A 20,172-nucleotide genomic window follows, 5' to 3' on the forward strand; every position below is an offset into this window, starting at 1 on the left:
CTGGAGACGCTCCGATGGCACCCATGCCGTACACCCGACGGTCCCTGCTCGGCGGTTCCCTCGCCGTTCCCGTGGGCCTTGCCCTGTCCGGCGCGATCGGCCCGCAGGCGTTCGCGGCGTCCACCGCCACCACCGGTTCCGCTGCTGGCTCCACCGGGTCCGCCGTTGCCCCGGCCTTCACCCGTTCGGGCCGCCCGAGCGCGCCGTGGGGCATCCAGTCCGGCGAGATCACCGCCCATTCGGCCACGGTCTGGACGCGCTCCGACCGCCCGGCCCGGATGTACGTCCACACTTCCCCGAGCGAGTCCTTCCGCTACGGCGTCCGCTCCCACGGCGGCCCCTACCTCGGTCCGGGCACCGACTACACCGGGACCGTCACCCTGCGCGACCTGCCCCCCGGGCAGCAGATCCACTACCGCGTCGTCCTGGCAGACCCGGAGGACCCGCGCCGCTGCAGCCGGCCCGTGCAGGGCGCCTTCCGGACCACTCCCGTCTCCCGCCGCCGGGACGTGCGCTTCGTCTGGTCCGGGGACCTGGCCGGCCAGGGCTGGGGCATCAACCCCGACCTCGGCGGCTACCGCGTCTTCGACGAAATGCGGCTGCGCGACCCCGACTTCTTCCTCTTCAGCGGGGACACGGTCTACGCCGACGGGCCGATCCAGGCCTCCGTCCCGCTGCGCGACGGCGGGACCTGGCGCAACGTCACCACCGTGGAGAAGTCGAAGGTCGCCGAGACCCTGGACGAGTTCCGCGGCAACTTCCGCTACAACCTGCTCGACCGCAACCTGCGCGACTTCAACGCCCAGGTGCCGGTCCTCGCCCAGTGGGACGACCACGAGGTGCGCAACAACTGGTACCCCGGCCAGCTGTTGGAGGACCCCCGCTACACCGTCAGGGACGTCGACACCCTCGCCGCCCGCGCCCGCCGGGCCTTCGGCGAGTACTTCCCCGTCACCGACCTCCGCGGCGGCCGGACCGAGGGCCGGATGTACCGGGTGATGCGGTACGGCCCGCTGCTCGACGTCTTCGTGCTCGACATGCGCACCCACCGCAACGCCAACTCCCCCGGCCGCCAAACGGGCGACCCGATCGGCATCCTCGGCCGGGAGCAGCTGGCCTGGCTCAAGCGCGAGCTGTCGCGTTCCCGGGCCGCCTGGAAGGTGATCGCCGCGGACATGCCGCTCGGGATCGTCGTGCCCGACGGGGCCGCGAACTTCGAGGCGGTCGCCCAGGGCGACCCGGGCGCGCCGCTGGGTCGCGAGCTCCAGATCGCCGAGCTCCTGCGCCACATCAAGCACCAGCGCATCACGGGCACCCTGTGGCTGACCGCGGACGTCCACTACACGGCGGCGAACCACTACGCGCCCGAGCGGGCCGCCTTCGGCGACTTCGCGCCGTTCTGGGAGTTCGTCTCCGGCCCCGTCGGGGCGGGCGGCTTCCCCGCCGGGAAGCTGGACCCGACGTTCGGCCCGCGGACGGAGTTCGTGCGGTCGGCCCCGTACGCGAACATGTCGCCGTCCGAAAACCCCCCGTACTACGGCGAGGTCGAGATCGACGGTGACTCCGGGGAGCTCACCGTGCGGTTGCGCCGCCAGGGGGGCGGCGTACTCTTCACCAGGATGCTCCAGCCCGGCCGCGTGGGCCAGTAGGACAAGCGGGGGCCGGTACGACAGGCGGGGCCGGTACGATATGCGGGGCCCGTACGACAGGCGGGGCCGGTACGGCAGGTACGACGGCCGCCACGGACACCGTCCCGGCAGGCGCAGCAGCGGAAATCAGGGCGAAATCGGCCAGATGGACGCTTAACCAGTCGGTCACAGATCGTTCGTGGTCACGCAACACCCCTGCGTCACAGTGGAATGCATGACTGCACGCATCCCCGCCCCCGCCCACCACTCCCACCACCACCACCACTGGCGCCGCGACGTCGTCGAGCTGGCCGCGCTCTTCTGCGCCGTCGCGGTCGCCGACGGCATCGCCAACCTCGTCGTGCACGGCCCGAGCGGCCCCGTCCTGCTCGTCGCCTCGGCCGTCGCCCTGCTGGTGACGGCGGCGTTCCACACCTGGTGGGCGCGACGCCACAGCCATGCGCCGCCGCCCGCGAGCACGGCGCCCTCCGATACGGGTGCCGCCGGTGCGGCGGCCCCGACACCGGCGGCGAGCACTCCGGAGCCCGGCGCGACCGCATCGGCCTCGCTGTGGCGGATGCGCACGACCGTGCGCGACGAGCCCGGCAGCCTGGCCGCCCTGTGCACTGCGCTCGCGGCCCACCGCGTGGACATCCTGACCCTGCAGACGCATCCGCTGCCCGAGGGCGGCACGGTGGACGAGTTCCTGCTGCGCGCACCCCAGCAGTTGCCCTCCGCCGACCTCACCCGTGCCGTCGCCACCGCCGGCGGCAAGGACACCTGGATCGAGCGGGCCGACGCCCACGACCTCGTCGACACCCCGACCCGGCTGCTGGGCCTGGCGACCCGCACTGCGCTGGACGCCGCCGAACTACCGCTCGCGCTGCGCCAGCTGTTCGGCCGCTGCACCATCCACTCCATCCCGGCGACCACCCTTTCCGGCCGCCCCAACCTCGGCGCGGACGCTCCGGTCGAGGGGGTCCTGGAGGCGACCGTGATGCGGCTGCGCGACCCCTCGGGCGGCGCCCTCACCATCGAGCGGCCCCATCTGCCCTTCACCCCCACCGAGTTCGCCCGCGCCCGGGCCCTCGTCGAGCTCGACGCCCGGCTCGGGCCCCGCATCCCGCGCAGCCAGGACGTGCTGACCCTGCCCGAGGGCAACGAGATCACCGTGCGCCGCGCCGACCGGTCCGACCTCCCCGCCGCCCGGGCGATGCACGACCGTTGCTCCGAGCGCACCCTCGGCCTGCGCTACCACGGCCCGGTCGCCGACGCCGACCGCTACCTCGACCACCTGCTGAGCCCGCGCTTCGGCCGCACGCTGGCCGCGACCACCGCGTCCGGGAAGCTGGTCGCCCTCGGCCACCTGTTGTGGGACGGGGACGAGACCGAGGTCGCGCTCCTGATCGAGGACGACTGGCAGCGCCGCGGGATCGGCTCCGAGCTGCTGCGCCGACTCGTCGCGATGGCAGCCGAGGCCCGCTGCGACAGCGTGTACGCCGTGACCCAGTCCTCCAACACCGGCATGGTCGCGGCCATGCGCGGCCTCGGCCTCCCCCTCGACTACCTGGTCGAGGAGGGCACCCTCGTGATCACCGCCCGGCTCGACGGGGCACAAGCCAACACCCGGGCCCCGTACGGCCTTCCGGTCGACGGCCGGCCCGTGGGGCGTCAGCAGGCCGACAGCGAACGGTGATGACGCGGACCCTCTCCGCGTACGAAGATGTCCGCATGTCAGACACCCTCCGCAGCGACATCGCGTCCCGGCTGCCGCGCCAGGTCGCCGACGCCTACGTCGACGACCTCATCGCCCTCGACCCCATCACGGGCACCTATCTCGGTGTCGCGGCGAGCTCCGGCCGGCTCCCGGACTTCTCCCCGGCCGGCCGTGCGGCCGTGGCCGAACTGGCCCGCTCCACGCTCGCCCGGCTCGACGCCGCCGAGCGGCTGCCCGGCGCGGACAGCGACATCGAGCGCCGCTGCGCCCGCCTGCTGCGTGAGCGCCTCACCGCCGAACTCGCCGTGTACGAGGCGGACGAGGACCTGCGCGCCGTCAGCAACATCCACTCCCCCGCGCACGCCCTGCGCGACATCTTCCCGCTGACCCCGGCGGAGACGGACGAGGACTGGGTCGCGATCGCCGAGCGGATGCGCGCGGTCCCCGCCGCCCTGGCCGGCTACCGGGAGAGCCTGCAGCTCGGGCTCGACCGCGGCCTGTACGGCGGCCCGCGCGCCACCGCCACCTTCATCGGCCAGCTCACCACCTGGGCCGGCGAGGACGAGGACCCGACGGGCGACGGGACCGCCGCGGGCGGGGGCTTCTTCGGCGAGTTCGCCGCCCGCGGCCCTCAGTCCCTGCGCGGCGAGCTGGAGCAGGCGGCCGGCACCGCGACGGCCGCCCTCACCGAACTGCGCGACTGGCTCCGCTCGGTGTACGAGCCGGCCGTCGCCGGCGCCCCGGACGCGGTGGGCCGCGAGCGCTACGCCCGCTGGTCGCGCTACTTCAACGGCACGGACCTCGACCTGGACGAGGCGTACGCGTACGGCTGGTCGGAGTACCACCGGCTGCTCGCCGAAATGAAGACCGAGGCGGCCAGGATCCTGCCCGGCGCCGGCCCCTGGGAGGCGCTCAGGCACCTGGACGAGCACGGCACCCACATCGAGGGCGTCGACGAGGTCCGGGCCTGGCTCCAGGATCTGATGGACGAGGCCGTCGAGAACCTGGACGGCACCCACTTCGAACTGGCCGAGCGGGTCAAGCGGGTGGAATCCCGGATCGCCCCGGCGGGCGGCGCCGCGGCCCCGTACTACACGAGCCCCTCCGAGGACTTCTCCCGCCCCGGGCGCACCTGGCTGCCGACCTTGGGCCAGACCCGCTTCCCGGTGTACGACCTGGTGTCCACCTGGTACCACGAGGGCGTCCCGGGACACCACCTCCAGCTCGCGCAGTGGACGCACGTCTCGGACCGGCTCTCCCGCTACCAGGCGAGCGTCGGCCTGGTCAGCGCCAACGTGGAGGGCTGGGCGCTGTACGCGGAGCGCCTGATGGACGAGCTGGGCTACCTGAAGGACGCCGAGCGGCGCCTGGGCTACCTCGACTGCCAGATGATGCGGGCCGCCCGGGTCATCGTGGACATCGGCATGCACCTGGGCCTGGAGATCCCGGCGGACTCGCCGTTCCATCCCGGTGAGCGCTGGACGGTGGACCTGGCGCAGGAGTTCTTCGCGCAGCACAACAGCCGGCCGGCGGACTTCATCGAGAGCGAGGTGACCCGCTACCTCTCGATGCCCGGCCAGGCGATCGGTTACAAGCTGGGCGAGCGCGCCTGGCTGCTGGGCCGGGACAACGCCCGGGCCGCGCACGGCGCTGCCTTCGACCTGAAGGCGTGGCACATGGCGGCCCTGTCGCAGGGCTCGCTGGGCCTGGACGACCTGGTGGACGAGCTGTCGCAGCTCTGATCCGGGCCCCGGCTCCCCGTACGGGCCGCCCGCTCCCCGAGGGGGCGCCGGCGGCCCGTACGACGTTCGGCAGCAGCGTCAGCAGCCGCAGTCGTCGGAGTCGGTGGGCGCGGTGAGCGGGTCGGCCTCGCCACGCTGCTGCCTGCCCTGCCAGGTCTCGACCTCGAAGCCCTCGCGGATCCAGTACTCGATACCGCCGAGCATTTCCTTGACCTGGAAGCCGAGCTGGGCCAGGGCGAGCGCGGAGCGGGTGGCTCCGTTGCAGCCGGGGCCCCAGCAGTACGTGACCACGGGGACGTTCCTGTCCAGCAGCTGCTCGGCCTGCTCGGGGATCAGGGCGGTGGGCAGGTGGATCGCTCCGGGGATGTGGGCCTGGTCCCAGGCGGGGGTGGAGCGGGAGTCGATCAGCTGGAAGCCGAGGGCGGTGCCCTTCGCGCGGTGGGCTTCCAGGGCGGTGGCGACGTCCGACACGTCCGCGTGGAAGGCGAGGCTGGCGGCGAAGTGGGCGGCGGCCGCGGCCGGGGTGGCCGGGGGAACCCGGAGGACGGGGTTCTCCACGGGGGCGGGGGCGGCTGTGGCAGTGGTGGCAGCGGTGGGCTGTGTCGTGGTCATGTCCCTGACTCTACGAGCCAGTTGATCACCCGGGAAGGTAGTTTTCCCGGCCCTCCCCTTGTTTCGCCGGGGATTCCCCTGCTACACAGCAAAGATGACCGAGTATTCCCCTGACGCCACCGACTGGCGCATCCTGGCCGCCCTCCAGGAGGACGGGCGGGCCAGCTTCGCCGATCTCGCCCGCTCCGTCTCCATGTCGGCCAGCGCCGTCACCGAGCGGGTGCGCCGCCTGGAGGAGGCCGGCGTGATCACCGGGTACACGGCCGTGGTGGACCCGGAGAAACTGGGCAAGTCGATCCTGGCACTGGTGCGGCTGCGCTATCCGCACGGCAACTACAAGCCGTTCCACGACCTGCTGGAGGCGACTCCGGAGATCCTGGAGGCCCACCACGTCACGGGCGACGACTGCTTCGTGCTGAAGGTCGCCGCCCGCTCGATGGGCCACCTGGAGGAGGTCACCGGCCGTATCTCGTGGCTCGGCGCCGTCACCACGAGCGTCGTCTACTCCTCCCCGCTGCCCCGCCGCCCGCTCAGTCCGTGACCACGGCCGTGCGGTGGCGGACCGCCGAGCCGCCGCGCTGTTTCACGACCTCCAGCTGGGCCTGCACCCGGGTCCTGAGGTCGGCGACGTGGCTCACGATGCCGACGCTGCGGTCCCGTTCGCGCAGCGAGTCCAGTACGTCGAGGACCTCGTCCAGCGCCTGCTCGTCCAGGCTGCCGAAGCCCTCGTCGATGAAGAGGGTGTCCAGGCGCACCCCGCCGGCCTCGTCCGAGACCACGTCGGCCAGGCCGAGGGCGAGGGCGAGCGAGGCGAAGAAGGTCTCGCCGCCCGACAACGTGGCGGTGTCGCGCTCGCTGCCGGTCCAGGCGTCCACCACGTGCAGCCCGAGACCAGAGCGCCCGCGTCCGCTCGCCCTGGTGTCGGAGTGGACCAGGGTGTAGCGGCCACCGGACATCCTCAGCAGCCGTACCGTCGCCGCGGCCGCGACCTGCTCCAGGCGGGCCGCCAGGACGTACGCCTCCAGCCGCATCTTGCGCTCGTTGTCGGCGGAGGTGCCCGCGGTCAGCCCGGCCAGCCGGGCCACCCGCTCGTAGGCCTCGCGCAGCGGCCCGAGGGCGCGCAGCTCCTGGTCAGCCTGCCGGGACAGCCGGTCCAGCTCCGCACACCGCACCCGGCCCGCGTCGACGGCGGAGGCGGCGGCACGCACCAGCGCCCCGACCCGCCCGGCCTCGGCGTCGGCGGCGTACGGGTCGGCCGGGGGCAGGGCTGCTGCAGCCGCCGTGTCGCGCTCGCCGCGGCGGTCGGCCAGCATCGCCTCCTCGGCCTGCCAGGCGTCCAGGCTGTGCTGGAGCGCGCTGCGTTCACGGTCCGGGAGCACGGCGGCGGCCGCCGCCTCGACGGTGTCGAAACCAGCCCGGAACGCGGCGTCGGCGAGCTGGCCGTCGGCCTCCTTGAGCCGGGCGGCAGCGGTCTCCGAGCGGCGCAGCGCGGTGGCCGCGGCGGTGACCATCCGGACCCGGTCCTCCAGGATCCCGGCGCGGGCGGCGAGGCTGGGCGCGTTCCCGCGGAGCAGGGCCAGCTCGGCCTCCAGTGAGGCGTGCTCCCCGTCCAGGGCCTCGCGCCGGGAAGCCCGGGCGGCGGCCCGGCGCTCGGCCTCCAGCCGGTCGGTGCTGCGTACGGAGTGCTCCCGGTCGGCGCGGGCCAGCTGCTCCCGGGCGGCGTGCAGTCCGGCCGCGGCGGCGTGGGCGGCGGCGTGCCGGGAGCTCAGGTCCGAGGTCAGGGCGAGGAGGTCGGCGGTCGTGGCGTCGCCCGCGGCGGCCGCGGCTCCGACACGGGCCTCCTGGGCGGCGGCGAGTGTGCGCTCGACGGCGGCCCGGCGTTCCTCGGCCTGCTCGTAGCGGGCGTGGGCGGCGTCCTCGGCGGCCCGGTCCACGTGCCCGGGGGCGGGCCGGGCGGGGTCGGGGTGCTCGGCCGAGCCGCACACCGTGCACGGCTCGCCCGCCACCAGTGCGGTGGCGAGCTCGGCGGCGATCCCCCGCAACCGGGCCTCCTTGAGCTCCAGCCAGGTCTCCCGGGCCGCGGCCGACTCTTCGCGCACGGATACCAGTTCGCCCGCGGCGCGCTGCGCGTCGGCGTCCAACGCGTCCCGCCGCCGGGCCGCGTCCAGGCGGATCCGGGCGGGCTCCAGCTTCCCGGCGAGCTGCTCGGCCAGGGTCGCAGCCTGTTGTGCGGCGTCCACGCGGTCCGCGAGGGCGGCGCGGGTGTCCTCCCAGCGGGCCAGCCACTCGGAGGACTCCCGCAGCTGCTCCTCGGCGTCGCGGGCCTCCCGCTCCAGGGCGGCCCGCTCACGGCCGATCTCGGCGCTGCGCTGCTCGGCGCGCCGGCCGGCGCCCAGGGCGCCGAGGTGCTCCCGCAGCCGCTGTTCCTCGGTGGCCAGCTGCTCGGGTCCCGCCTGGGCCAGGGCGGGGGGCAGTTCGGCGCGGGCGACCGTCTCCGCACGGGCGGCGGCCGCGTGGGCGGTCGAGGCCGCTCCGCGCAGTTCCAGGGCGGGTGCGACGAGGGCGGCACGGCCGGCCCGGTCGAGGAGCTCCCGGATCCGCTGCCGCTCTGGTTCGGCCTCGGCGAGGAGGGCGGCCCGGCGCGCGGTCTCGGCGTGCCGGCGTTGCAGCCGGTCCAGCTCGCGGGCCTCCTCCGCGGCCCGCCGGGCGGCGGCGTGCCGACCCTCGACGGCGGCCAGCGCGTACTCGGCGACCGTCAGCCGCTCCCGGGCGGCGCACCGCGCGACGGCGGCCCACGCCCGGACGGCCCCGGCCAGGCCCGGGTCGCCGGGCTGGTGGGCGGGCATCGGCCAAGCCCGCAGGTCGGCGCTGTCCCCGGCGGCCTGGGCGATCCGCTGCGCGGTGCCGAGGACCTTCTCGTCACCGGCCCGGACCCTCGCCTCGGCGGCCCGGCGGCGCTCGGCGAGCAGGGTTTCGACGGCGGCGAAGCGGCGGGTGTCGAAGAGGCGGCTCAGCAGGCGGCTGCGGGCCTGCTCATCGGCGCGCAGGAAGCGGGCGAATTCGCCCTGCGGGAGCAGGACGACCTGGCAGAACTGCTCCCGGCTCATGCCGAGCAGCTGCTCGATCTCCTCGCCGATCTCCTGGTGGGAACGGCTGAGGGCGGCCCACTGCTGTCCGTCGTACTCGCGGAGCCAGCTCTGCGCCTTGGCCTTGGTGGTGCCGGTGCCGCGCTTCTTGGGCCGGTCCTGTTCGGGGCGCCGGGTGATCTCCAGGCGTCGCCCGCCGGCGGTGAGTTCGAGGGTGACCTCGGTGGGGGTGCCGGGCTCGGCGTGGTCGCTGCGCAGGCTGGTGCCGGGGGCTTGGCGGGCGCCGGGCACGGATCCGTACAGGGCGAAGCAGACGGCGTCCAGGACGGAGGTCTTGCCCGCACCGGTGGGCCCGTGCAGCAGGAAGATCCCGGCGGCCGACAGGGCGTCGAAGTCGATCTCCTGGGGCTCGGCGAACGGGCCGAAGGCGGTGATCCGGAGCCGGTGGAGCCTCATCGGCGGGCCTCCTGCCCGCCTTCGGCGGCCGCCGCGGTCCGCACGTCCTCGAAGGCGGCCTGCAGCACGGCCCGTTCGGCCTCGTCGGCACCGCCGCCGCGCACGTGGGCGACGAAGTCCTCGGCGATCTCCTGGTCGCTGCGGCCACGGAGCCGCTGGGCGTAGGTGGCGCCGCCGTCCTCCTCGCGGCCCTCGGGGTCGAAGGCGAGGCTCAGGGTGTGCGGGAAGCGGGCGGTGAGGCGGGCCATGGGGTCGTCGGGGCGTACGGGGTCGGTGAGGGTGGCCTCGATCCAGGCGTCCTCGTGTGCGGTGTGCGCGGGGTCGTCGAGCAGGGCGGCGAGGGGGCCGCGCAGCCGGGCGAGCGGCCGGGGCACGGGGGTGTCGATCCGCTCGGCGGTGACCTCCCCGGCGGGGCCGAGGTCGACGAGCCACATCGTCTTGCGGTGGTCGACCTCCGAGAAGGAGTAGGCGAGCGGTGAACCGGAGTAGCGGACCCGCTCGTTGATGGTCTGGCAGCCGTGGAGGTGGCCGAGGGCCGCGTAGTCGACCCCCTCGAACACGGCGGCGGGTACCGCTTCGACGCCGCCGACGGCGATGTCGCGTTCGCTGTCACTGGCCTGGCCGCCGGTGACGAAGGCGTGGGCGAGGACGACGGAGCGGGTGCCGGCCGCTCGGGCGGCGAGGTCGGCCCGGATGCGGTCCATGGCCGCGCCGAGGACGGCCTCGTGGCTGACACGGTCCGCGCCGATCCGGTCCTTGACCAGGGCCGGCTCCAGGTAGGGCAGCCCGTACAGCGCCACGTCGCCGTGCTCGTCGGCCAGCACCACGGGGTCGGCGCAGCCGTCGGGATCGGTCCTGAGGTGGATCCCGGCCCGGCCGATCAGCCCGGCCCCGACCCCGAGGCGGCGGGCTGAGTCGTGGTTTCCGGAGATCATGACGGTGGGCACGCCGAGGTCGGCGAGGCGGTGCAGGGCCCGGTCGAAGAGCTCCACGGCGGGCAGCGGGGGCACGGCCCGGTCGTAGACGTCGCCGGCGACGAGGACCGCGTCGACCCCGTGCTCGCGGACGGTCGCGACGAGGTGGTCGATGAAGGCGGCCTGGGCCCCGAGCAGGTTGACGCGGTGGAACGACCGGCCGAGGTGCCAGTCGGAGGTGTGCAGGAGCCTCACTCGCCGGCCCCGCCGGCCTTCTCTCCGCACATGTCCGTCCGCCCCCCTGAATCGCCCTGGCCGCCCGATGAACCCCTCTACGCTAACGCCTCGCCGGGGTGCTCAGGGCGCGTACGTCTCACCTCCGAGCGTGAGGACGGCGGTACCGGCGGAGGTGTCGGCGAGCCAGGCCTCGAAACCGGGCAGGTCGGCCTCGGGCAGGGCGACCTCGATCTCGACGGCGGTCCCGTAGCGCAGGTCGACCACGGTCCGGCCGGTGGACCGCAGGTCGTTCTGGACCTTGCCCGCGCGCTGGTGGTCGACGGTGACGGTGGCCAGCCGGTAGCGGCGGCGGGTGACCGTGCCGAGTGCGTCGAGGGCCTCGCCGACGACGCCCCCGTAGGCGCGGATGAGCCCGCCTGCGCCGAGCTTCACGCCGCCGTAGTACCGGGTGACCACGGCCACCGCGTACCGGACGTCGCGGCGCATCAGCATCTGCAGCATGGGCACCCCGGCGGTGCCGCCGGGCTCGCCGTCGTCGCTGGCCTTCTGGACGGAGGCGTCGGCGCCGATGACGTACGCGTAGCAGTTGTGCGTGGCGGTGGGGTGCTCGCGGCGGATGCGGGCCACGAACTCCTGGGCTTCCTGCTCGGTCGCGGCGGGCGCGAGCGAGCACAGGAACCGCGAGCGGTTGATCTCCGACTCGTGCACGCCCTCGCGGGCCACCGTCGCGTACTGGTCTGACTTCACCGCTCCACCCTAATCCGTGCTCGAAAACGGTCCGGCGGGGATCCGGGGCTGTTCCGGACCGAGGGAAGCGGGCCGCTGTGCGGCCCGGGCATCGGCTGCGGCCTCCTCGGCCCGGGGAAATCGGCTGCGGCCTCCTCGGCGCGGGGCGCGGATCGGAGTCCGAGCTCCCCCGGGGAATCGGGCACGCGTGCTTCCTGTTGTCGATGGCTGCGGTCGGGATCACCGGCCGCACCCGGCGGGCAGGGCCCGACGACGACATCAGGAGGCGGCAACCGTGTACGGCGACCCGGCAACCATCCGCAAGATCCTCACCGAGCTCGGCGACACCTGGGCCGTCGTGGGCCTGTCCAACAACCAGGACCGGGCCGCGTACGGGGTGGCGCGCGTGCTCCAGCGGTTCGGCAAGCGCGTGGTCCCCGTGCACCCGAAGGCCGAGACGGTGCACGGGGAGCAGGGCTACGCCTCGCTCGCGGAGGTCCCGTTCAAGGTGGACGTGGTGGACGTTTTCGTCAACAGCGCCCTGGCGGGGCAGGTCGCGGACGAGGCGGTGGCCGCGGGGGCGGATGCCGTGTGGTTCCAGCTCGACGTGGTCGACGAGGCCGCGTTCGCCCGTACCCGCGAGGCCGGCTTGGAGATGGTGATGGACCGCTGCCCCGCCATCGAGATCCCCGCCCTGGGGGCGTAGGCGCACGGCCCGCCCGTCGGCGGCGCCACCGGCGGTGCTACGCCCCGCCGCCGACGGGCGGGACGGACACGGCCAGGGTCATCTCCACCGGTTCCGCGCCCTCGTTGCGGTACGCGTGCGGGGCGTCGGCCTCGAAGGAGACGGCTCCGCCGGCCGGGACGGCGTACCGCCCGTCGGCGACGAGGAGGGTCAGCTCGCCGGCCGTGACGTGGAGCATCTCGAACGCGCCCGTTGGGTGCGGGTCGGAGGCCCTTTCCTCGCCCGCTGCCAGGCGGTAGCTCCACATCTCGACGGGGCCGCGCCGGTCGTCGCCGAGGAGCATGCTCGCGCCGCTGCCGGCCTCGGTGGCCCACATGCGTACGCCCTGCCCCGGGAGGACGACGTGCACGCGCGGGGTGCGGTCCCGGTCCAGGAGGGTGGTGATGCTCACGCCGAGGGCGTCGGCCAGCTTCACGGTCGTGCCGACGCTGGGGTTCGTGCGGGCCTGCTCGATCTGGATGATCATTCCGCGGCTCACCCCGGCGCGGGCGGCCAGGGCGTCGAGGGTGAAGCCCCGCTCGCCGCGCCAGTGGCGGAGGTTCCGGGCGAGTGCCTGCGTGAGCTGTTCGAAGTCCGACACCATTCCGTCCAAGATTCTGGATTTCCAAGTCCAATAGACTGAACCATGGTGCGGCGTGCGCGACGCTGCACTCCACCGTTCACCGCACTGTACTGCGAGGCCCCGCATGACCTCCCTCTTCGCCCTGGCCACGGCCCTGCTGTGGGGCCTCGCGGACTTCGGCGGCGGGCTGCTGACCCGCCGGCTGCCCGCGCTGACGGTGGTCGTGGCCTCGCAGGTGCTCGCGGTCCTCGCGCTCGGCTCGGTCGTACTGGCCACGGGGGCCTGGCGGGAGGCCGGGCCGCAGCTGTGGTTCGCGGTCGCCGCGGGCCTGGTCGGGCCCGTCGCCATGTTCAGCTTCTACAAGGCGCTGGCGCTCGGCCCGATGGGCGTCGTCTCGCCACTGGGATCGCTCGGAGTGGTGGTGCCCGTCGGGGTCGGGCTGGCGATGGGAGAGCAGCCCGGGCTCGGCCAGTTCACCGGGATCGCGGTCGCGGTCGTGGGCATCGTCCTCGCGGGCGGCCCGGAGCTCCGCGGCGCGCCCGTGCAGCGCCAGGCCGTGGTGCTGACCCTGACGGCCGCCTTCGGCTTCGGCGCCGTGATGGCGCTGATCTCGGAGGCCTCCGACTCGGTGACCGGGCTGTTCCTCGCCCTGTTCGTGCAGCGCGTCACCAATGTGCTCGCCGGCGGCGGCGTCCTGTGGGTCCAGGTCCGGCGCGGGACCCCCGCCCTGCCCGAGGGCACCGGCCTGCGGACCCTGGGCCGGCTCCTGCCGGCACTGGCCTTCGTCGGCCTCGCCGACGTCGCGGCCAACGGCACCTACTCCATCGCCGCCCAGAACGGCCCGGTCACCGTCGCCGCCGTGCTCTCCTCGCTCTACCCGGTGATCACCGCGCTGGCCGCCTTCGCCGTGCTCCGCGAACGGCTGCGCGCGGTCCAGGCGGCCGGCGCCGGCCTGGCCCTCGCCGGAACGGTTCTGCTGGCCGCCGGTTAGCTGCCCGCCGCCCGGACTAGCCGGGCTGTCCCGCCGCGGCCGCGTCGGCGGTGCGCTGTTCCCCGCCGGCCGCGTCCTCCGGCGCCGGGGGCGTCCGCTGTTCCGCGTCGGCCGTGCGCTGCTCCGCCTCCGCGAGCTCCGCCAGCGCCCGGAGCTGCCCGGAGGTCATCCCGTCGGGGATGGGCACCGGGGCCGGGGTGCGCAGCGGCGGCTGCCAGCCCGTCTCCTCGCTCCACCGGCGCACGATGCGCGCGGGGGCCCCGGCCACCACCGCGTGGTCGGGCACCTCGCCGCGGACCACGGATCCGGCGGCCACCACCACGTTGCGGCCGAGCCGCGCCCCCGGGAGGATCACCGCGCCCGTGCCGAGCCAGCAGCCGGGGCCTATCTCCACCGGTTCGCTGCGCGGCCACTGCCGGCCGACCGGCTCGTGCGGGTCGTCGTAGCTGTGGTTGGTGGAGGTGATGTACACCCCCGGCCCGCAGAAGGTGTCGTTGCCGATCGTGATGGGGGCGTCGGCGATGACGTGGCTGCCCCGGCCGAGGACCACGCCGTTGCCGAGGACCAGCACCGGCTCGGTGCCGAGGTCGAGGCCCGGCAGCATGCCGGCCGTCAGGGTGACCTGCTCCGCGATGATGCAGCACTCGCCGAGGTGGATCCACGGCTCGCCGAAGACCGTGCCCTGCGGGAAGGCGAGCCGCGTGCCCTCCCCGATCGTGCCGAACCGGAGCCCGCCCGTGGTCCGGGCGGTGACCGCGCCCGCCTGCTGCATCCAGCGCCACGCGCCGTGGGCGATGCGGCCCGCGACGCGGCGGCGCAGGGTGGTCAGGGATGAGAACGTGTTCTGGTTCTTCGGCACCGGGCCACGGTAGCGCGCCGGGTGCCCGGACCGCGCCGTGATCTTCACCCCATCGCCGGCCCGCACGCGGCGTGCCCTACGGTGCCGGTAGCGCGACACGTCAGGCACACCGGGTGCGCCAGGCCCGGCGGACACAGGACTGAGGAAGACGAACATGACGGAACACACGGACCTCGGCGGGCCCTCCGGTCAGGCACTCGTCGCGGGCGTGGGCGGCAAGAGCCCGCGGATCGACCCCAGCGCCTTCACCGCGCCCACCTCCGTGGTGGTCGGCGACGTCACCCTGGGCCCGGGCGCCAGCATCTGGTACTCGGCGGTGCTGCGCGCCGACTGCGGGCCGATCGTGCTCGGCGCCGACAGCAACGTGCAGGACAACTGCACCCTGCACGTGGACCCCGGGTTCCCGGTCTCCGTCGGCGAGCGCGTCTCCATCGGCCACAACGCCGTCGTGCACGGCTGCACGGTCGAGGACGACTGTCTGATCGGCATGGGCGCGACCGTCCTCAACGGGGCGGTGATCGGCGCCGGCTCGCTGGTCGCCGCGCAGGCGCTGGTTCCGCAGGGCATGGTGGTCCCGCCCGGCTCGCTGGTCGCCGGTGTTCCGGCCAAGGTGCGGAGGCAGCTGACCGACGAGGAGCGCGAGGGCATCAAGGTCAACGCCGCGATGTACGCGGACTTGGCCGAGCAGCACCGCGCCGCGGTCGCCGCGGGCGGGTGAGGCGCGCCGCCCGTACGCCGTCCCGCGCCGGGCCCGGTGCCCGGCGCGGGCGGCCGGATCAGCGCTCGGCGGGCACCGGCTCCGGCACGGGCTCGGCGGCGGCAGCCTTCTTCATCCGGCTGCGCATCACCAGCATCACCGAGACGCCGATCACCACGGCCAGCACCAGCCCCACCCACGAGAAGCCCTTCAGCCACGGCTCCGCGACGATCCCGATGGAGTAGATGACGGCCGTGGTGCCGCCCGCCCAGAGGATCCCGCCGAAGATGTTGGCGATGAGGAACTTCCAGTACGGCATGTGCAGCACGCCCGCCAGCGGCCCGGCAAAGATCCGCAGCAGCGCCACGAACCGGCCGAAGAAGACGGCCCACATGCCCCACCGCTCGAACGCGCGCTCCGCCTGGGCGACCTGGGCCGGCCCGAAGTGCTTCGGGAAGCGCCGCCCCAGCCGCTCCAGCAGCGGCTTGCCGCCCCGGCGGCCGATCGCATAACCGATCGAGTCCCCGACGATCGCCCCGATGGTGGCGCAGACCCCCAGGACCACGGGGTCGATCTCCCCGTGCTGGGAGGCCAGCAGCGCCGAGCTGACCAGGATGATCTCCCCTGGCAGCGGGATGCCGAGGCTCTCCAGCCCGATGACGAGGCCCACCAGGAGGTAGATACTGACCGCCGGAATCTGCTCCAGCCATTCCTGGACGTGCACCGGTGCGCCCTCCTGAATTCGTCCCGCCTCAAAGGCCCGCGTCCCGACGCGTCCCGCGTGACACGCCGAACGGGCAGCCTATCTGTTCTCGGCACCGGCCTTGACGACGGCCACGGCGCGCAGGGGCAGGTCCCGGGAGGAGCGGCCCGCGAACACCTCGCGCCGCCCCGTCCCCGGCACCCATGCGTGCCGCTCAGGGTCCCACGAGGACAGCGCCCGCAGGTCCACGTCGACGGTGACCCGCCGGGCCTCGCCCGGTGCCAGGGTGAGCCGCCGGTAGCCGGCCAATGCGCGCACCGGCTGGTCGAACCCCGGCTCCGCGGAAGGTCCCACGTACACCTGGGCCACGTCGGTCCCCTTGCGGCGCCCCGAGTTGCGGACGGTGAACTCCGCGCGCAGTCCGCCGCGCTCCGGCCGCACCACCAGGTCCCGGTACTCCCAGGTCGTGTACGAGAGCCCGTGCCCGAAGGCGAACAGCGGCTCCACGCGCTGTGCGTCGTACCAGCGGTGGCCGACGTGGACTCCCTCGGAGTACACCTGCCGGCCGCCGACCCCGGGGTAGCGCAGCGGGTCCCCGCCGACCGGGGTCTGCTTCTCGTCGGCCGGGAACGTTTGGGTGAGCCGCCCGCCCGGGTCCGTGTCCCCGAAGAGGACGGCCGCCGTGGCCGCCGCCCCCTCCTGGCCCGGGTAGTACATCTGCAGGACGGCTCCGGTGCGGCGGATCCAGGGCATGGTGGTGCCGGCGGGCGTGTTGAGCACCACGACGGTGCGCGGGTTCGCCCCGGCGACGGCCTCGATGAGCCGGGCCTGGCCGCCGGGCAGCCCCAGCGAGGTGCGGTCGCCGCCCTCGCCGGCGTCCTCGTACGCGAAGAGGACCACGCTGCGGGCGGCCTTCGCCGCCCGTACGGCCGCGGCGACGTCGGCGGCCCGGGTCGCCCCGGTCGTGTGGCGCAGCCGGAACCGCCCGCCCGTGACCCCGCCCTCCGCGAAGACGGCGAGGCGGTGGGCGCCCGCCTCCAGGGCGAGAGTGCGACGAAGGACGGCGAGCCCGTCGGGCGCGGAGTCGAGCAGTCCGGCCGCAGGGGCCTCGGCCGCGCCCTGCCCCTCGGGGAACAGCTCCTCGCCGTCGAGGCGCACGCTCGGCCGCTTGCCGCGGTAGTGGACGAGCAGCGTCCACTCGTCGTCCTCGGCGAGGGTGAACTCCCCCGCATGGCTCCAGGTCCGCCCGGCTGGCACGGTCCGGTCGTCCAGGGCCGCGGCCGGGACCAGCAGGTCCGCCGGCAGCGGCCGGCCGTACAGGTCCTCGCCGAGGGCGTGGCGGACGGTGGCGCCGTTCCCGGCGCGGCGCCTGATCGCGGTGAGCGGGGCGGCCGCCCGGTCGGGGACCACGTGGGCGCTGCCGCGGCCGCTGACGAAGGGCACCTGCGCGGTGGGCCCGATCACTGCGATGGAGCGGGCGGCGGACCCGGCCAGGGGCAGGGTCGCGCGCTCGTTGCGGAGCAGCACCGCGCCGGCCGTGGCGACCCGAAGGGCGGTCCGCGCCCCGGCGCCGGGGTCGCGGGCGGGGCGGACCCGGCGTTCGGCGTCGAGCAGCCCGAACCGGTCCATGGTGGCCAGGACCCGGCGTACCGAAAGGTCGACGGCGTCCTCGGGGACGGTGCCGGCGCGCACCGCCTCCCGGAGCGGGGAGCCGAAGCGCGTGCCGCCGGGCAGCTCCATGTCGAGCCCCGCGCCGATGGCGGCGACGGTGCTGCGCGCGGCATCCGGTGCGGACATCACCCAGCCGTCGAAACCCCAACGCACGCGCAGCAGTTCGTCGAGGAGCGGCCGGTTCTCGCAGGCATGGGTTCCGTTGACCTTGTGGTGCGCGCCCATCACCGCGCCCGCCCCGGCGGTCACGGCCGCCTCGAAGCCGCGCAGCTCCGTTTCGTGCAGGGTGCGTTCGCCGGCGATGACGTCGACGGTGTCGCGGCCCCGCTCCTGGTTGCCGGGGGCGAAGTGCTTGACGGCGGCGATCACGCCCTCGTCCTGGATGCCGCGGACGACCTCCGCGACCAGGTCCGCCGTCAGCAGCGGATCCTCGGAGAAGGCCTCGAAGTTGCGTCCGGCGTACGGGGTGCGGATCAGGTTGGCCAGCGGCGCGAGCAGGACGTCCTGGCCCAGGGCCCGGGCCTCCCGGCCGAGGGTCCTGCCGTACTCGCGGGCCAGCGCCGGATCGAAGGCGGAGGCCAGCATCACCGGTGCGGGCAACGCGGTGGCCGGGCGGGCGACCCGTACGCCGGCGGGCCCGTCGGCGAGCCGCAGCGGCGGGATGCCGAGGCGCGGCACGCCCGGGAGGTATCCGGTCTGGCCGAGCGGGGCCGGGTCCCGGCTGCCGTGCAGGAGGGCGGTCTTCTCCTCCAGGGTGAGCCGGTCGAGCAAGGCGTCGATCCGGGCGGCGCTGCCGGGCTGCGCGGGGCCCCCGCCCGGGGACGCCGCGGCGGCGGAGGGGCCGGATGCGGCGGAGGGGCCGCTTTGGGGGTGGCCGGCGCGTGGTACCGCGGGAGTGCAGCCGCCTGCGCCTAGGGCCGCGCCCAGCGCTGCGACCAGCCGCAGCGCGGAACGTCTGGACACGGCCTCGCTCATGACGCTCCCTGCGGCTCCGGTCGGCGGGAGCGGCCCGCGCCGGACCGCTCCCGGCGCCCACTGTGCCGCCCCGCGGCCGCCCGGATCCCGCGGACGCGCCACCGCGGCGCACAGGTTCAGCCCTGCGGCGGCCGCTCAGCGGGGGCGGCGGTGCGTCGGGCGCCGTCCTGCGCCCTGCCACCGCCAACGGTCGTCGTCGCGGCGTCAGGACCGGTTCCGGCCCCGCGGGAGCGCAATGCCGTTGCTCCAGGCGGTCGGTGGGGGGCGAGGACGTCCGCAATGGCTAGCCGGCGGCGACTGTGAAAATCGCTGTCCGATCACCGGAGCACGGTGATAGACATCCGGCGTGGAAAAGAATCTTGAGTTTCCTGACCTGCTGAGACTGATCGATGAACGGTCGACCGCCTTCCGCGCCGCGGTCGCCGCCGCGCCCAGTCTCGACGCGCAGGTGCCGACCTGCCCCGGATGGACGCTGTTCGATCTGGTGAAACACCTGGGTGGGGGAGACCGTTTCTGGGCCGCCATCGTCGGCGCGGGGCCTGCCGACGCTCCACCGGCCGAGGCCGCCGCTGCGCGCGCCGCTCTGGAAGTGCCGCGGGAGCGTGAGGTCCTGCTGGCCTGGCTCGCCGCGTCGACGCAGCTTCTGCTGAGCGCCCTGCGCGAGGCAGGACCGGACGCCGGCTGCTGGGCGTGGTGGAGTGCCCTGCAGACGCCGCGGACCTCCGGCGGAGTCGCCCGGCACCGGGTCCAGGAGAGCGCGGTGCACACCTACGACGCCCAGCTCGCCGCGCGCGCCCCGCAGCCGCTGCCGGCCGAGGTCGCCCTCGACGGTGTCGAGGAGTTCCTGTTCACCTGCGTCGCGACGCCCAGCGCCTGGCCGCACAAGCCCACGGCCTTCGACTTCCACACCGCCGAGGGCCGCTCCTGGCGCCTCACGGTCGACGGCGACGGCGCACGCTCCACCCGCATCCCCGCGCCCCCTGCCGCGACCGGCGAAGACTCGGACTCAACCGGCGCCTCTACCCATGGCACGGCCAGTGAGTTGGTCCTCTACTTGTACGACCGCATACCTGCCGACTCCTTGCACGTTGACGGAGACGCAGGGCTGCTCGACCTGCTCCGCGCCTGGGAGCCGGAGGAGTAGGACCCAGCGGGGGCGGTCGGCCGCGCCTCCACCGGCTCGACCGTCTTGGAGGCGCAGTCCACCACGGTCCACGTTCGTGGGCCCCTGGTGCGCGCAAGGGCAGGACGTAGGCCACGCCACCTCCCGTCGCACCAGCGATGACGTTACGTCGTTCACGTCGTCGAGGCGCCTTGGACGCCCGTTGACATCTCCGGACCCCGCACCCGCCGAACCGGGCTGTCGAACACCTGACGGAGCCACTTCCAACCGTCCGTGAAGCCGCTGCTGCCGCCTCAGACCGCTTCGTAGCGTCCCGGACAGCAAGCGTCATCCGCCGCACCGTCGTCGCCCAGGCCGCCGCCACCGCCACGGGTCTGCAGCACGCCCTGGTCGAGGTCCGCGAGGAACTGCGGCACCGCCTGCTGCCCGCCCGGCGCCGGCGCGAGCAGGCCCGGATGGTGAAGGAACCGCCCAGTCTCTTCCCCCAGAAGCGGAGCCGGTCCGGGATGGACAAGGCCGCGGGCGGCCGCTGGCACGGCTCGAAGAAGCCGAAGTCCGCCCGCATCACGGCGACCGCAGCGACCGCCTGAGGCAACGGCATTGCCGCGGGAGCGCCCTGGAACGCGGGTGGGGCGGGCGCGCTGCCGGGGCCCCCCCCCCCCAACCCCGGGGGGGGGGGGTGGATGGGGGTGGGGGGGGGGGGCCACGAGGGGGTGGGGACCCGGGGA

The 20,172-nt window shown here is 74.7% G+C and carries 17 protein-coding genes; 9 read left to right on the forward strand and 8 right to left on the reverse strand.

Features of this window, described 5'->3' with window-relative positions:
* Window positions 1-14: 14 nt before the first annotated feature.
* The 3 genes from ACFV7Q_RS23055 (at window position 15) to ACFV7Q_RS23065 (ending at window position 5,087) form a co-directional block, all read left to right on the forward strand.
* Window positions 15-1,649 (forward strand): alkaline phosphatase D family protein, encoded by a 1,635-nt coding sequence (locus ACFV7Q_RS23055; protein ID WP_385431110.1) that lies wholly within the window; start codon window positions 15-17, stop codon window positions 1,647-1,649.
* A 214-nt stretch (window positions 1,650-1,863) separates the two neighbouring features.
* Window positions 1,864-3,324, forward strand: a complete 1,461-nt coding sequence (locus ACFV7Q_RS23060) for a GNAT family N-acetyltransferase (protein WP_385431112.1) — start codon at window positions 1,864-1,866, stop codon at window positions 3,322-3,324.
* Window positions 3,325-3,359: 35 nt separating this feature from the next.
* Window positions 3,360-5,087: a DUF885 domain-containing protein gene (locus ACFV7Q_RS23065; protein WP_385431114.1), complete on the forward strand. Its 1,728-nt coding sequence runs from the start codon at window positions 3,360-3,362 to the stop codon at window positions 5,085-5,087.
* Window positions 5,088-5,165: 78 nt separating this feature from the next.
* Here the strand turns inward: ACFV7Q_RS23065 and ACFV7Q_RS23070 are convergent, their stop codons facing one another.
* Window positions 5,166-5,699 carry a rhodanese-like domain-containing protein gene (locus ACFV7Q_RS23070; protein ID WP_385431115.1) on the reverse strand — a complete coding sequence of 178 codons (534 nt, stop codon included), beginning with the start codon at window positions 5,697-5,699 and terminating at the stop codon, window positions 5,166-5,168.
* Window positions 5,700-5,793: 94 nt separating this feature from the next.
* Between ACFV7Q_RS23070 and ACFV7Q_RS23075 the strand changes: the two genes are divergently transcribed.
* Entirely contained in the window at window positions 5,794-6,240 is a 447-nt protein-coding gene (locus ACFV7Q_RS23075) for an Lrp/AsnC family transcriptional regulator (RefSeq protein WP_385431117.1), read from the forward strand.
* Here the strand turns inward: ACFV7Q_RS23075 and ACFV7Q_RS23080 are convergent.
* From ACFV7Q_RS23080 to ACFV7Q_RS23090, 3 genes are all read right to left on the reverse strand, one after another.
* Complete coding sequence (locus ACFV7Q_RS23080; RefSeq protein ID WP_385431119.1) at window positions 6,230-9,241, reverse strand: AAA family ATPase; 3,012 nt, start codon at window positions 9,239-9,241, stop codon at window positions 6,230-6,232. The genes ACFV7Q_RS23075 and ACFV7Q_RS23080 overlap by 11 nt on opposite strands.
* A complete protein-coding gene (locus tag ACFV7Q_RS23085; RefSeq protein ID WP_385431120.1) occupies window positions 9,238-10,410 on the reverse strand; it encodes an exonuclease SbcCD subunit D in 1,173 nt (390 codons plus the stop codon). The genes ACFV7Q_RS23080 and ACFV7Q_RS23085 overlap by 4 nt, the downstream gene beginning before the upstream one ends.
* Before the next feature lie 102 nt (window positions 10,411-10,512).
* Window positions 10,513-11,139 (reverse strand): YigZ family protein, encoded by a 627-nt coding sequence (locus ACFV7Q_RS23090; protein WP_385431122.1) that lies wholly within the window; start codon window positions 11,137-11,139, stop codon window positions 10,513-10,515.
* Window positions 11,140-11,413: 274 nt separating this feature from the next.
* Between ACFV7Q_RS23090 and ACFV7Q_RS23095 the strand changes: the two genes are divergently transcribed.
* Complete coding sequence (locus tag ACFV7Q_RS23095) at window positions 11,414-11,824, forward strand: CoA-binding protein (protein ID WP_385431124.1); 411 nt, start codon at window positions 11,414-11,416, stop codon at window positions 11,822-11,824.
* Between the two features lie 37 nt (window positions 11,825-11,861).
* Here the strand turns inward: ACFV7Q_RS23095 and ACFV7Q_RS23100 are convergent, their stop codons facing one another.
* Window positions 11,862-12,443, reverse strand: a complete 582-nt coding sequence (locus ACFV7Q_RS23100; protein WP_385431142.1) for a helix-turn-helix domain-containing protein — start codon at window positions 12,441-12,443, stop codon at window positions 11,862-11,864.
* Window positions 12,444-12,549: 106 nt separating this feature from the next.
* Here ACFV7Q_RS23100 and ACFV7Q_RS23105 point away from each other — a divergent pair, with 106 nt between their 5' ends.
* Complete coding sequence (locus ACFV7Q_RS23105) at window positions 12,550-13,416, forward strand: EamA family transporter (protein WP_385431126.1); 867 nt, start codon at window positions 12,550-12,552, stop codon at window positions 13,414-13,416.
* Window positions 13,417-13,432: 16 nt separating this feature from the next.
* Here the strand turns inward: ACFV7Q_RS23105 and ACFV7Q_RS23110 are convergent, their stop codons facing one another.
* Window positions 13,433-14,275, reverse strand: coding sequence for an acyltransferase (locus ACFV7Q_RS23110; protein WP_385431128.1), 843 nt, complete (start codon window positions 14,273-14,275; stop codon window positions 13,433-13,435).
* Between the two features lie 154 nt (window positions 14,276-14,429).
* On the opposite strand from ACFV7Q_RS23110, the gene ACFV7Q_RS23115 reads away from it, so the two are divergent.
* Window positions 14,430-14,993 carry a gamma carbonic anhydrase family protein gene (locus ACFV7Q_RS23115; protein WP_385431130.1) on the forward strand — a complete coding sequence of 188 codons (564 nt, stop codon included), beginning with the start codon at window positions 14,430-14,432 and terminating at the stop codon, window positions 14,991-14,993.
* Window positions 14,994-15,051: 58 nt separating this feature from the next.
* On the opposite strand, the gene ACFV7Q_RS23120 is transcribed toward ACFV7Q_RS23115, so the two are convergent.
* Both ACFV7Q_RS23120 and ACFV7Q_RS23125 read right to left on the reverse strand, forming a co-directional pair.
* Window positions 15,052-15,696, reverse strand: coding sequence for a DedA family protein (locus ACFV7Q_RS23120; RefSeq protein ID WP_385431132.1), 645 nt, complete (start codon window positions 15,694-15,696; stop codon window positions 15,052-15,054).
* A gap of 78 nt (window positions 15,697-15,774) precedes the next feature.
* Window positions 15,775-18,321: a beta-glucosidase gene (locus ACFV7Q_RS23125; protein WP_385431134.1), complete on the reverse strand. Its 2,547-nt coding sequence runs from the start codon at window positions 18,319-18,321 to the stop codon at window positions 15,775-15,777.
* A 346-nt stretch (window positions 18,322-18,667) separates the two neighbouring features.
* Here ACFV7Q_RS23125 and ACFV7Q_RS23130 point away from each other — a divergent pair, with 346 nt between their 5' ends.
* Both ACFV7Q_RS23130 and ACFV7Q_RS23135 read left to right on the forward strand, forming a co-directional pair.
* Window positions 18,668-19,465, forward strand: coding sequence for a maleylpyruvate isomerase family mycothiol-dependent enzyme (locus tag ACFV7Q_RS23130; RefSeq protein WP_385431136.1), 798 nt, complete (start codon window positions 18,668-18,670; stop codon window positions 19,463-19,465).
* Between the two features lie 434 nt (window positions 19,466-19,899).
* Complete coding sequence (locus tag ACFV7Q_RS23135; protein ID WP_385431138.1) at window positions 19,900-20,034, forward strand: hypothetical protein; 135 nt, start codon at window positions 19,900-19,902, stop codon at window positions 20,032-20,034.
* Window positions 20,035-20,172: the final 138 nt, after the last annotated feature.

This window comes from Streptomyces sp. NPDC059851 (genome assembly GCF_042732005.1).
Lineage (GTDB): Bacteria > Actinomycetota > Actinomycetes > Streptomycetales > Streptomycetaceae > Streptomyces.

Coding starts and splice junctions, on each gene's coding strand:
- ACFV7Q_RS23115 (WP_385431130.1), top strand. CDS start 14,430: ATGACGGAACACACGGACCTCGGCGGGCCCTCCGGTCAGGCACTCGTC.
- ACFV7Q_RS23105 (WP_385431126.1), top strand. CDS start 12,550: ATGACCTCCCTCTTCGCCCTGGCCACGGCCCTGCTGTGGGGCCTCGCG.
- ACFV7Q_RS23125 (WP_385431134.1), bottom strand. CDS start 18,321: ATGAGCGAGGCCGTGTCCAGACGTTCCGCGCTGCGGCTGGTCGCAGCG.
- ACFV7Q_RS23060 (WP_385431112.1), top strand. CDS start 1,864: ATGACTGCACGCATCCCCGCCCCCGCCCACCACTCCCACCACCACCAC.
- ACFV7Q_RS23055 (WP_385431110.1), top strand. CDS start 15: ATGGCACCCATGCCGTACACCCGACGGTCCCTGCTCGGCGGTTCCCTC.
- ACFV7Q_RS23135 (WP_385431138.1), top strand. CDS start 19,900: ATGGTGAAGGAACCGCCCAGTCTCTTCCCCCAGAAGCGGAGCCGGTCC.
- ACFV7Q_RS23080 (WP_385431119.1), bottom strand. CDS start 9,241: ATGAGGCTCCACCGGCTCCGGATCACCGCCTTCGGCCCGTTCGCCGAG.
- ACFV7Q_RS23065 (WP_385431114.1), top strand. CDS start 3,360: ATGTCAGACACCCTCCGCAGCGACATCGCGTCCCGGCTGCCGCGCCAG.
- ACFV7Q_RS23075 (WP_385431117.1), top strand. CDS start 5,794: ATGACCGAGTATTCCCCTGACGCCACCGACTGGCGCATCCTGGCCGCC.
- ACFV7Q_RS23070 (WP_385431115.1), bottom strand. CDS start 5,699: ATGACCACGACACAGCCCACCGCTGCCACCACTGCCACAGCCGCCCCC.